The 11,568-nt window shown below is 63.0% G+C and carries 10 protein-coding genes; 3 read left to right on the top strand and 7 right to left on the bottom strand.

The annotated features are described in order from the left end of the window. Window positions 1-731: mandelate racemase/muconate lactonizing enzyme family protein (locus EOA22_RS11915; RefSeq protein ID WP_164755371.1), on the bottom strand; the 731-nt coding region annotated here is incomplete at its 3' end. A 59-nt stretch (window positions 732-790) separates the two neighbouring features. After that, window positions 791-1,678, bottom strand: a complete 888-nt coding sequence (locus EOA22_RS11910; RefSeq protein WP_013529508.1) for a sugar phosphate isomerase/epimerase — start codon at window positions 1,676-1,678, stop codon at window positions 791-793. A 400-nt stretch (window positions 1,679-2,078) separates the two neighbouring features. On the opposite strand from EOA22_RS11910, the gene EOA22_RS11905 reads away from it, so the two are divergent. From EOA22_RS11905 to EOA22_RS11895, 3 genes are all read left to right on the top strand, one after another. Then, window positions 2,079-3,134, top strand: a complete 1,056-nt coding sequence (locus EOA22_RS11905; protein ID WP_063169045.1) for a sugar phosphate isomerase/epimerase — start codon at window positions 2,079-2,081, stop codon at window positions 3,132-3,134. 146 nt (window positions 3,135-3,280) lie between these two features. Next, window positions 3,281-4,468, top strand: a complete 1,188-nt coding sequence (locus tag EOA22_RS11900; protein WP_013529510.1) for a Gfo/Idh/MocA family oxidoreductase — start codon at window positions 3,281-3,283, stop codon at window positions 4,466-4,468. A 180-nt stretch (window positions 4,469-4,648) separates the two neighbouring features. Beyond that, window positions 4,649-5,500: a sugar phosphate isomerase/epimerase gene (locus EOA22_RS11895; protein WP_063169044.1), complete on the top strand. Its 852-nt coding sequence runs from the start codon at window positions 4,649-4,651 to the stop codon at window positions 5,498-5,500. Window positions 5,501-5,716: 216 nt separating this feature from the next. Here EOA22_RS11895 and EOA22_RS11890 read toward each other — a convergent pair whose 3' ends face one another. The 5 genes from EOA22_RS11890 to phnC form a co-directional block, all read right to left on the bottom strand. Beyond that, window positions 5,717-6,655: an IS110 family transposase gene (locus EOA22_RS11890; RefSeq protein ID WP_063169043.1), complete on the bottom strand. Its 939-nt coding sequence runs from the start codon at window positions 6,653-6,655 to the stop codon at window positions 5,717-5,719. Between the two features lie 273 nt (window positions 6,656-6,928). Further along, window positions 6,929-8,296: a phosphonate ABC transporter, permease protein PhnE gene (gene phnE / locus EOA22_RS11885; protein ID WP_063169042.1), complete on the bottom strand. Its 1,368-nt coding sequence runs from the start codon at window positions 8,294-8,296 to the stop codon at window positions 6,929-6,931. A 2-nt stretch (window positions 8,297-8,298) separates the two neighbouring features. Continuing rightward, window positions 8,299-9,255 carry a phosphonate ABC transporter, permease protein PhnE gene (gene phnE, locus EOA22_RS11880; RefSeq protein WP_063169041.1) on the bottom strand — a complete coding sequence of 319 codons (957 nt, stop codon included), beginning with the start codon at window positions 9,253-9,255 and terminating at the stop codon, window positions 8,299-8,301. Between the two features lie 57 nt (window positions 9,256-9,312). Then, window positions 9,313-10,221 carry a phosphonate ABC transporter substrate-binding protein gene (phnD, locus tag EOA22_RS11875; protein ID WP_063169040.1) on the bottom strand — a complete coding sequence of 303 codons (909 nt, stop codon included), beginning with the start codon at window positions 10,219-10,221 and terminating at the stop codon, window positions 9,313-9,315. Window positions 10,222-10,313: 92 nt separating this feature from the next. Next, on the bottom strand, window positions 10,314-11,171 hold the full coding sequence (gene phnC / locus EOA22_RS11870) for a phosphonate ABC transporter ATP-binding protein (RefSeq protein WP_063169039.1): 858 nt from the start codon (window positions 11,169-11,171) through the stop codon (window positions 10,314-10,316). Window positions 11,172-11,568: the final 397 nt, after the last annotated feature.

Raw genomic sequence — 11,568 nt, 5'->3', positions numbered from 1 at the left:
ATGATAGGTTCCTCGAACCACGCCAGGTCAAGGTCGTTGACGAGATGGATGAAGCGCTTGGCTTCAGCCACCGTGTAGGTGCCGTGCGCGTCGACCATCAGTTCGACATCGGGGCCGAGCGCCTGCCGTGCGGCGCGCACGCGGGTGGCGGAAATGTGCGCCGCGCCGTCCATGGCGCCAACCCGCATCTTCAGTGCCTTGAAACCGCCCTTGGCGATATAGGATTTCAACTGCTCGCCGATGGCGTCGGCGGCCGCCCAGCCGCCGGACGCGTAAGCCGGCATGCGATCGAGCTTGCGGCCGCCGAGCAGCCGCCAGACAGGAACGCCAAGCGATTTGCCAAGAATGTCCCACAGCGCGATGTCGACGGCGCTGATCGCCGCGATGCTCATGCCGCGCCGCGCCAGCTGCGGCATGGCGTGGCCGCCGCGTGCGGCGCTGTCGTGGCGCACGCCATTGTAGAGCATCTCCCAGATGATGCCGATGTCGGCCGGATCGCGGCCGACCAGCTGCGGCCCGACTTCATGGTTCAGCATGTGGACGAGTGCACCGTAGCTGCCGGCACTGCCGGCGGCGTTCTTGCCTTCGCCCCAGCCGACCAGCCCGTCATCGGTCTCGATGCGCAGGATGGCGGCGTCGAAGGTCGTCACCTGACCGAAGTCGCTGCGGTGCTGCCGAGCGGCTTCGATCGGAACGCGGATCCACCAGGCTTGGACGGACTTGATACGCATATTCTTCCCCAGCCCTGCGCCGGTCAGGGCGGAAGGGCGAATTTCCCTGAGGCAGTCGACTACTTGATCAGCGGCAGCAACGTTTCGGCGTTGATGCGCATCTGGTCGGTGTAGAATTTCTCGGTGAGCACGCTGGAGCCGTGGTCCTGGATGAACTTCAGCTGTTCGGGCGAGATATCGACCGGATTGCGCTCGACCATGTCGGGATAGGGGGCCGCCGGCGTCCGGTCGACGGGCGCGACGAACTCGTTGGTCAGCGCGCCGTCGTAGCCGATCTCGCGCAAGGTGGCGACGATCTTCGGCCAGTCGATCTGGCCGAGACCGGCGGCGAAGCGGTTGTTGTCGGCGACATGGAAGTCGAACAGGCGCTTTCCGGCCTGCCGGATCGCGTCATAGACGTTAAATTCTTCCATATGGAGGTGGTAGGCGTCGAGGCAGACACCGCATTCGGGGCTGACCGCGTCGGCCAAAGCCAGCGCCTGGGCGCCGCGATTGAACAGATAGGTCTCGAAGCGGTTGAGCGGTTCAACAGCGATCTTGACGCCGACCTTCTTGGCGTGGGTGAAGCATTCGCGGGTGGCGTCGACGACCCACTTCCATTCCTCTTCCTCGGTGCCGTCAGGCACGACCTTGCCGACGGTCGCCGGAACCAGCGTGATGATCTCGCCATCGAGTTCGCTGACCATGGTCAGCACGTCCTTGACATACTGAACGGAACGCTCGCGCTGGCCCTGGTTCCTGGCGGCAAGGTTGCGCTCGCCCAGCATCAGGGTCACCGCGCCCCAGCAACGAATGCCATGCTCCTTCAGCAGCGCCCGGGTCTCCCTGGTTTTGTACTGCTCGGGTTCGCCGGAAATCTCGATCGACTCATAGCCGAATTTCTTGATGCGCTTGAGCGTCGTTTCCAAGGGTTCCGCGCGCATCCAGTTGTGCGTCGAAAGATGCATGGTCTGTCCTTCCCAACTCGTCTCTATGGTTCGCCTGCGACATGCATCGCCAAAAGGCGACACAAAGGTTCCTCCCCAAGGCGTTCCCAGCCTTTTCTCGCAAACTGGTTCGACCAATTGGGCCTGAAGCGAGGTCTACAGCAAATTATCCGGATCGGCAAGAAGCGCCGGGATGCAACTTTCGCTGTGGAGTATTTCCTTGATTATATTGAGATATATATGCCTGCGCCGGGTGGTTTTGGGGTCATGATGGCGCATTGCAAGGCTTGACCAAAATTCCACATTTGGTAATACCAGAATGGTGGTGCGTGCAAGCGCCCGTTGAGAAAAGACCAAAGTGGCTGGCCCTGTTTCCAATCGGCGCTATGCTCGGTCGCGAGAGAAATGAGGGAGGATGCCGATGCCGACGACAATGAAGGGCCCGGGGCTGTTTCTGGCGCAGTTCGCGGGCGACGCCGCGCCGTTCAACTCACTGGCGTCGATCACCAAATGGGCGGCCGGTCTCGGCTACAAGGGCGTGCAGATCCCGACCTGGGACGCGCGGCTGTTCGATCTCAAGAAGGCGGCCTCTTCCAAGGCCTATTGCGACGAGGTGAAAGGCATTTGCGCCGACGCCGGCGTCGAGATCACGGAATTGTCGACGCATCTGCAGGGGCAATTGGTGGCGGTGCATCCTGCCTATGACGCGCAGATGGATGGCTTTGCGCCGCCATCGGTGCACAACAATCCCGCAGCCCGGCAGAAGTGGGCTGTCGAGCAGATGAAGTTCGGCGCTAAAGCATCGCGTAATCTAGGCCTGAATGCTTCAGTGTCGTTTACCGGCTCGCTGGCTTTCCCTTACCTCTATCCGTTCCCGCAGCGGCCGGCTGGACTCATTGAGGAAGCGTTTGGCGAGCTCGGCAAACGCTGGAAGCCGATTCTCGACGTGTACGAGGACAACGGCGTCGATGTCGGCTATGAAATTCACCCGTCTGAAGACGTTTTCGACGGCGCCACTTTCGAGATGTTCCTCGACGCGGTCGGCGGCCACAGGCGCTGCAACATCAATTACGATCCGTCGCATTTCCTGCTGCAGCAGCTCGACTATCTCGAATTCATCGACATCTATCACGAGCGCATCAAGGCGTTCCACGTCAAGGACGCCGAGTTCAACCCGACCGGCCGGCAAGGCGTCTATTCCGGCTATCAGAGCTGGACCAACCGCGCCGGGCGCTTCCGTTCGCTGGGCGATGGACAGGTGGATTTCGGCGGCATCTTCTCCAAGCTGACGCAGTACAATTATGATTCCTGGGCGGTGCTGGAGTGGGAGTGCTGCCTGAAGCATCCGGAGGATGGTGCGGCCGAAGGCGCGCCTTTCATCGAGCACCACATCATCCGGGTGACGGAAAAGGCATTCGACGACTTCGCCGCTGGCACCACCGACAAGAAGTTGCTGCGCGCCATGATGGGAATCTAGCTCGATTTTCCCTCCCCTTCGCGGGGAGGGTGGCCCAAAGGCCGGGTGGGTCGGTTCACACCGCGCTCTGCCTCAACGACCCCACCCGATCCGCTGCGCGGATCGACCTCCCCTCAAGGGGGGCAAGCAACAGCGAGGAGCAAGATATGGTCGGCGCATCGAAGTCGGAAACGGGAGGCGGCCCGATCCGCTACGGCATGGTCGGCGGCGGGCAAGGCGCCTTCATCGGCGCGGTGCATCGGATCGCGGCGCGGCTGGACAACGAGTTCGTGCTGGTTGCCGGCGCTTTGTCAGCCGACCCGGCCCGTGCCAAGGCCTCGGCGGCCGAACTGGGGCTCGACCCCTCACGCAGCTACGCATCCTATGCCGAGATGGCCAAGGCCGAGGCGAAGCGCCCCGACGGCATCGAAGCGGTGGCCATCGTCACGCCCAACAATGTGCATGTGCCAGCGGCAAAAGCTTTCCTCGAGGCCGGCATCCACGTCATCTGCGACAAGCCGCTGGCGACGACGCTGGCCGAAGCGAAAAAGCTCGCGGCGATAGTCGAGAAGACCGGCAAGGTGTTCGTGCTGACGCACAACTACACCGCCTATCCGATGGTGCGGCAAGCACGCGAAATGGTCGCCAAGGGCGTGCTCGGCGACATCCGCATCGTGCAGTCCGAATATCCGCAGGACTGGCTGACCGAGGATTTGGCGGCGACAGGCCAGAAGCAGGCGGCGTGGCGCTCCGACCCCAAGCAGGCAGGTGCCGGCGGTGCGCTGGGCGATATCGGCACGCATGCCTACAACCTCGCCCGCTTCGTCTCGGGGCTGGAACTGGACTCCCTGTCGGCCGATCTCGACGCCTTCGTGCCGGGACGGCTACTGGATGACAACGTCAACGTCATGCTGCGCTTCAAGCCTACCGGCAAGACGCACCCGGCCAAGGGCATGATCTGGGCAAGCCAGGTGGCGCCCGGCCATGAGAACGGGCTGAAGCTGCGCATCTATGGCTCGAAGGGTGGGCTGGAATGGGTGCAGGCCGACCCGAACTATCTCTGGTACACCCCATTCGGCCAGCCAAAGCAATTGATTACCCGCAATGGCGCCGGCGCGCTGCCGGTGGCGGGCCGTGTCAGCCGCGTGCCGTCAGGCCATCCGGAAGGCTACCTCGAAGGCTTCGCCAACATCTACCAGGAGGCCGCACGCGCCATCCGGGCGGCACGCCGCAAGGGCGGCAAGCCGGCAAAGGATGTCGTCTTCCCGACCATACAGGACGGCGTCGAGGGCATGGCCTTCATCGAGGCTTGCGTGAAGTCGTCGAAGAAGAACGGGGCGTGGACGAAGCTCTAGTCCAAGGGGCGCTGAGATTCAGGTGAGGCCGGCCTGCAAACGGCCGTTTCCTGCGCTTCCGGTGCTCACGTACCCAAAAGTACGCTCCGCTCCGGTTCTCGGAACCAGCCGTTTTCGGCTTGGCCTGACCTGAATCTCAACACCCCGGCGATCCGAGGAATCTAAGGGGAGGGGGCGTCGATGAAAATCGGCATGTGCATGTTCTTGTGGACGACGGCGGTGTCGAAGAAACACGAGCCGCTGCTGCGCGACATCAAGGCGACCGGTTTCGATGGCGTCGAGATACCGATCTTCGCCGGCACGCCGGACGATTATAGAAAGCTCGGCGATCTGCTCGACCGCATCGGGCTGGAGCGGACTGCGGTTTCGGCCATGGGCGATCCGGCGATGAATTTGATCGCGGCCGACGCGGCAACCCGCAAGGCCGGTGTCGACTACATGAAATGGGCGATCGACTGCGCGCAGGCGCTTGGCGCCAGCACGCTGAGCGGCCCTCTGCATTCGACGCTCGGGTCCTTTTCCGGCTCTGGGCCGACGGCCGCGGAGAAGAAGCGCTCCGTCGGCTCGCAGCGCGCCATCGGCGACCATGCCGGCAACAAGGGCGTCACCATCGGGCTCGAGGCGCTGAACCGCTTCGAATGCTACCTGCTCAACACGATGGCGGACCTGTCGGAGCATATCGACGCCATCGACCGGCCGCACATCAAGGCGATGTACGACACCTTCCACGCCAATATCGAGGAGGCCGACCCGATCGGCGCCTACACGAAACACCGCAGGAATGTCGTGCATATCCATATCTCGGAGAATGATCGCGGCGTGCCGGGGCGCGGCAACATTCCGTGGACCGAAACGTTTTCCGCCATCCGCAAGAGCGGCTATGACGATTGGCTGACGATCGAGGCGTTCGGCCGCTCACTCAAGGATTTGGCGGCGGCGACCAAGGTGTGGCGGGATTTTTCAGAGACCCCGGAAGCGGTTTATCGGGAGGGGTATAGGCATATCAAGAGCGGGTGGAAGAAGGCGGCTTAGGCGCCCTGGCCCATTTTCTATTTGCGTTCGCGGCGGTTGCCAGGTGGTTCCCCCACTCCGTCTCGGCTTCGCCGAGCCACCTCTCTCCCCCCTCCGGAGGGAGAGGAAGGAAGCCTCGGCCTGGGGGACACTCGGCCTAAGAGGACAGGCGTCGGCTCGGACAGCCTGGCGCTTTCCTCTACCCCGTCGATCGGGGGAGAGCGACTATCTGGGGTGTCAAGTTGCACTCGCGAACTCGTTGCGCGCATCGCGTGCTTTTGCATTGAGGATGACGAGGAGTTTTCTGGCGAGTGCGATGCGGATGAGCATTTTTGGCTTTCCCGCCTGTTGCAACCGTTGAGCGAAAGCTTTGAGATTGGGATCGAATTTGGCCACGATGGCTGCGACGATGAAGAGGATGCCACGCGGCCCGGCGCGTCCGCCGCGCACATGCCTGTTGCCGGTGCGCTTGCCGCTATCGTTGGCGAAGGGAGCGAGGCCTGCCAGCTTGGCGATGGCCTTGTTGGAGATGAGGCCGATCTCGGGCAGTTCGGCCATCAGGCGGGCGACGGTGCGTCCGGCCACGCCCTTCAGCGAACGAAAGGCCTGCTCCAGCCTGGCCCACAGCGGATCGTCATCGATCATCGAGGCAATCTCGCCTTCCAGGCGCCGTTGCTCGCGCTTGAGGAAGGCCAGCATCGCCTCGATGCTGGCGCATACCTCGGCGTCGCGTGCGGCACTTCTACGCTGCTTGTTGATGGTCGCATCGCCGACAATCTGGCAAAGCCGGCCAACCAACGCGGCAAGCCGCTGCTGGGCGGCGCTTGGCGGTGGCGTCGGCACAGTGTTCTTGACTGCGCCGTAGTGGGCGATGACAGCGGCGTCGATCCTGTCGGTCTTCTCAAGATAGCCCATCGCCTCGGCGAAACGGCGCACGCTCTTGGCATTGACCACGCCGCACGGCATGCCGTGCGCCCACAAGAGCATGAATCCCAGCCGTTCATAGCCGCCCGATGCCTCCATCACCGCAAGGACTGCGTCATGGCTGCGGCAGAACAGCCAAAGAGCTGCGATCCCCGCCGCGTCGTTGGCGAAGCGCGCTGCCGCTCCGCCAGGCCAGACATGCGCGTCCAGCCAATCTTTCGAAACATCAACTCCACAAATAATCCTGTTCACGGTAACCTGCCTTGTGCGTACGGTTGGAACCAAGCGACTGTTCGGTCGTGCGTGATGAAGGCGAAGATCCCAAGCTCTCCCGCGGCTGTAACCTCAGGTGGTACGGGCGACTTCGCCAAGCCAAGGTCCGGGCGGCCACCCGGACCTTGGCTCAATCGCTCTAATCCCACGAAATCTCTCTCGTGTAGATACAAGGTGTCGAGCGAAGCTCGACGGAGTGGGGGTCGATCCTTTGGCGCCGGTCGAGACGACTTGCGCGTCTGCATCACAAGCCTACCCCTGCTCAGCCTGGATCCTGTTGTAGTCGTGGATCGTCTGGCTCAGCCGGCGGCGCAGGAAGTTGGAGATGTTGTCGAAGATGAAGACGACGGCCAAGATCAGCAGCACCATGTAGAAGACGTTGGCCCAGTTTGAGTTGGTGCGCATCGCTTCCCACAGTTTCAGGCCGATGCCGCCGGCGCCGACAGCGCCGATGATGGTGGCGCCGCGGGTGTTGGATTCCCACTGATAGAGCGTCTGGCTGATGAACACCGGCACCACTTCCGGCAGCACGCCGTAGCGCTGCACCAGGAGGCCGTTGGCTCCGGTCGAGGTAATCCCCTCGCGCGGCCTGTCGTCGATGTTCTCCAGCGCCTCGGAATAGGTTTTGCCGAGCGTGCCGACCTCTGTGAAGAAGATCGCCGCACTGCCAGCCAGCGGTCCCGGCCCGAAGGCGCGGGTGAAGAACAGCGCCCAGATCAGCATGTCGATGGAGCGCATGAAATCGAAGAAGCGCTTGAGCACCTGGTTGACCAGCCGGCTGGGCGTGATGTTGCGGGCGGCGAAGAAGGCCAGCGGGAAGGCGACGATGCCGCCCAGCATGGTGCCGAGAAAGGCCATGACGATGGTCTGCAGGAGCTTCGTCCAGACATCGCCATGCTGCCACTGGGCGTTGTTCCAGATGTTGTCGCCGGCCAGCGCCAGATTTGACGTGCCCGGTTTCAGTTCCGGCCCGGAGACGATCAGCGAAGCGACTTCGCTTGCCGACTTGCCGAAGAAAGGCGAACGCGTGTCGAAGACGAAATTTGCCCAGCCTAGAAACCGCTTGCGTATCCTGACGCGGTCAACGGCGACGCGGGACTCGCCGGCAAAGCCCATGTCGGCGACCACCTCATCCTCATGCGCGGTGATCCAGCCGGGAACCGGTCCCGAGATCAGCGGCTTGCCGGTGCCGAGCGCGACCGCGACAGTCTCACCGTTGGCAGTTATCGTCGCTTGCGTCTTGGTGAAGGTGATCGACTTGGCGGTGCCGTCGATCAGGATCGTCACCGAACCATCGGCATTGGTCTTGACCCAGTCCGGATCCGGGTTCGGGCCGAGCACGGAGAAGCGTGGATATTTGGCAGTGATCTGCGGTTCATCGAGGCGGAAGATCGGCTGCACGTCGTAGCTGATCCACTGGGTCAGGAACAGCGGCAGGCGCTCCCAGTGCGATTCCCGCATGACCTGCGGCAGGTTGAAGAACCACAAGGCGTACAGCAGGTAGAGAAAGATGCCGCCAAGCAGCATCAGCGGCCCGAAGCGCTTGTGGAACGGCCGCTGGAACACCTGCGGGAAGCGCTCTTCGATCGACTGGATCTGATCGGCGGTCATGGTGGCCATGGTCAAGCGCTCATCACGAAAGCCTGCTCGCCGACCAGCTTGCGGCGCAGCCAGGCGGAGAACTGGTCGACGATGAAGATCGTCGTGAACAGGAGCAGCACGAGGGCTATCGTCTTGGCGCCGAAGCCGCGCGAGATCGACAGCTTCAACTCCTCGCCGATACCGCCGCCGCCGACCGCGCCCATGATGGTGGAAATGCGGACATTTATCTCAACACGCAGCAGCGTGTAGGACATGAAGTTGGGCAGCACCTGCGGCAGGCCGGCGAAGCGCACCCGCTCGAACCAGTTGGCGCCGACGGCCCTCAGGCCTTCCTCGGCGCGCATGTCGATGTTCTCGTTGATCTCGTAGAACAGCTTGCCCAGCGCGCCGATCGAATGCAGGCCGATGGCGATGATGGCGGCGATCGGGCCGATCGAGACGATGGCGGCGAACAGGCCGGCGATGACGATCTCGGGAAAGGCGCGCAGCAGTTCCATGAGGCGCTTGACGATCAGCCGCAGCACCGGATGCGGCGTCAAATTGCGCGCCGCGATGAAGGAGAACGGCACGGCGAAGACGAAGCCGATGAAGGTCGAGACCAGCGCCACGTTGAGCGTGGTCAGCATCAGCTCGAAATATTCGGGGATGTAGAAGCTGCCCCAGACATAGGCGCGGCCAAGCGGAAAATTGAATTCCTGGGTACCGGTGTCATGCGGGGAAGTGATGTCGAACATCGCCCGCCAGACATCGTTCCAGTCCTTGGGGACGAGCCAGCTCAGGAAATCCAGCAAATGCGGCAACCGGTCGAAGAAATGCCCGGCATTGGCCTCGTCGGCGAACCACATGGTGCTGCCGAGCGCGGTGATGAGCAGGCCGACACCGATGGCGGTGTAGAGCCGGCGCAAGGACGTCTGGCGACGCCAGGCGTCGGCCATCTGGTGAGTGGCGCCGGAAGGGGCTGTCACGGAAAGGGTCATGATCGGACATGCAAGAAGGGCGGCGTTTTCTCGACGCCGCCCTTCCTGGTTTCGCCGTTAGCCGCCGATGGCTGCCTTACGGGCTTCGACGATGACGTTGTAGAAGTCCGCCTTAACCGGGACGTAGCCGGTAAAGTCGCCGCCCTCGACGCCTTCGAAGCAAGCCTTGTCCTTCTTCGGCAACTGCGTGAAGAAGTCGGCGAGCTTGGCGGTCATTTCGTCGCCGAGCGCGGTGCGCACGACCAGCGGGCCGTTCGGGATCAGACCCGAGCGCCAGACTTCGACGAAGTCGTTGGGGTCGACGGCGCCCTTGGCGACTTCCTTGTGGAAGGTGCCGGAGGTGTAGCCGTCCTTGAAGTCGCCGATGCCGGAAGAATCGTCCACCGCCACGTCGACCTTGCCGTCACGCACGGCCAGGACGTTGTTCTCGTGACCGCCGTTGAACTGGGTCGAGGCGAAGAAGGTTTCGTTCGAAGCGCCGGTATCCTTCGGGATCTGGGTCAGCGGGATCAGGTAGCCGGAGGTAGAATCCGGATCGGCGTAGCCGAGCTTCTTGCCCTTGGCCGACTTGATGTCGGTGATGCCGGAGGATTTCAGCGCCAGGCCGATCGAATAATAGCCGGTGGCGCCGTCGGTCTGCTGGGTGGTGAGGATCGGGGTGACCGCCTTCGGGTCCTTGAGAGCGACGCTGGCGTAGCCGGAAGCGCCGAGTTCGGCGAAGTCGAGCGTGCCGCCGAGCAGGCCCTGGATGACGCCGTCATAGTCGGCGGCGGGGAACAGCGAGACCTTTTCGAAGCCGAATTCGGCCTTCAAATGGTCGGCGAGGCACTGGTAGTTGCGCAGCCGGTCGGTTTCGTTTTCGCCGCCGAGAATGCCGACGCGAAATTCCTTCATGTCGGCGGCATGGGCCATGCTGGTCGCCATGGCGAGCACCGAAACGGCGCCAAAGACCATCTTCCTGAACATTGGATATTTCTCCTGTAGGTTCCGGCCCCGCGCCGGCAGCGTTATCGATTTTGACAGGTGCCCTTGACGTGGGCTGGCGATCCCAACCGCTCTCAATATCCCGGGAATGCGGGCTCGAGCGGTCCGGCGGATGCGGCGATCTTTCGGCTGAAGGCAACGCTGGTCGAGGTGATGGCCTCGGAGATTTCCTGGCCATTGCTGTCGGCGCCGTAGACGAGGCGCACCGCCTCGCGGTTGAGCTCTTCCGGCGGGCCGTCGAAGACGACCTTGCCGGCAGCCATGCCGATGATGCGGTTGCAGTAGGTGCGGGCGGTGTCCAGCGTGTGCAGATTGGTGACGACGGTGATGCCTTCGCGCAAATTGATGTCCTGCAGCGAATCCATCACCACCTTGGCGTTGAGCGGGTCGAGCGAGGCGATCGGCTCGTCGGCGAGGATCACTCTGGGCTGCTGCATCATGGCACGAGCGATGGCGACGCGCTGCTGCTGGCCGCCCGACAAGGTGCCGGCGGGCTGCAGCGCGGTGCGGACGATGTCGAGCCGCTCGAGTGCCGCGACCGCCTCGGCGCATTCGGCGCGGGAGAACATGCCGAACAGGTTGGTGATGGTCGAGCGGTGGTTCAGCTTGCCGAGCAGCACATTGGTCAGCACGTCGAGGCGCGGCACCAGGTTGAACTGCTGGAAGATCATGGCGCAGTCACGCTGCCAGCGCCGCAGCGGCGAACCGCTCAGCTTCGAGACCTCGGCGCCGTCAAAAAAAATCGACCCCTGGCTGGGATCGATGAGACGGTTGATCATGCGAAGGAGGGTTGATTTGCCGGCGCCCGAACGGCCGATAATGCCAACCATCTGACCCTGCGGGATCGCGATGTTGATGTCGCTGACGGCAGTGTTCTTGCCAAATCGTCGGGTGACACCGCGGATTTCGAGCGTGGCGGAATTTGCTGGCATGGGGGCAGGTTCCAGTCCGGGACCATTGATCGTCAGGCTCTCGCCTAACGCAGCCACATGAACCTGCCGTGTCGCGATGATGTCAGTTTTGTTACGCTCCACAGGCCGGAGTCTGCGGCCGGCCCAGGATCAGCAGTCGAAGGTGATGTGGAATGCAGGCCTGGCGAGCTGGCGCCGGTGGCCAGACGGCACCACTTGATGCGCATATACTCGCCCGTCGCGCGCCGGCGATGGCGAGGCCGTCCTTCAGGCGTTCCAGACAAGGGCCGTCATGGCGTCGATGCCGGTGTCGAGAGGCACGTCATGCGGATAGCAGGGGCGGGGGCGGTTTGCCCCCGCTGCCCAGCGTCAGTGACAGCCCGTTCCTGGCGTCGCTATCCGCCATATTTCTCCAAGA

Source organism: Mesorhizobium sp. M7A.F.Ca.US.014.04.1.1, from assembly GCF_003998745.1.
Classification (GTDB): Bacteria; Pseudomonadota; Alphaproteobacteria; order Rhizobiales; family Rhizobiaceae; genus Mesorhizobium; species Mesorhizobium ciceri.
This window is presented reverse-complemented; position numbering and strand designations above follow the sequence as displayed.

Excerpts from the sequence above, each read along its gene's own strand:
- phnD (WP_063169040.1), bottom strand. The coding sequence starts at position 10,221 with ATGTTCAGGAAGATGGTCTTTGGCGCCGTTTCGGTGCTCGCCATGGCG.
- EOA22_RS11910 (WP_013529508.1), bottom strand. The coding sequence starts at position 1,678 with ATGCATCTTTCGACGCACAACTGGATGCGCGCGGAACCCTTGGAAACG.
- phnE (WP_063169041.1), bottom strand. The coding sequence starts at position 9,255 with ATGACCCTTTCCGTGACAGCCCCTTCCGGCGCCACTCACCAGATGGCC.
- EOA22_RS11900 (WP_013529510.1), top strand. The coding sequence starts at position 3,281 with ATGGTCGGCGCATCGAAGTCGGAAACGGGAGGCGGCCCGATCCGCTAC.
- phnC (WP_063169039.1), bottom strand. The coding sequence starts at position 11,171 with ATGCCAGCAAATTCCGCCACGCTCGAAATCCGCGGTGTCACCCGACGA.
- EOA22_RS11895 (WP_063169044.1), top strand. The coding sequence starts at position 4,649 with ATGAAAATCGGCATGTGCATGTTCTTGTGGACGACGGCGGTGTCGAAG.
- phnE (WP_063169042.1), bottom strand. The coding sequence starts at position 8,296 with ATGGCCACCATGACCGCCGATCAGATCCAGTCGATCGAAGAGCGCTTC.
- EOA22_RS11905 (WP_063169045.1), top strand. The coding sequence starts at position 2,079 with ATGCCGACGACAATGAAGGGCCCGGGGCTGTTTCTGGCGCAGTTCGCG.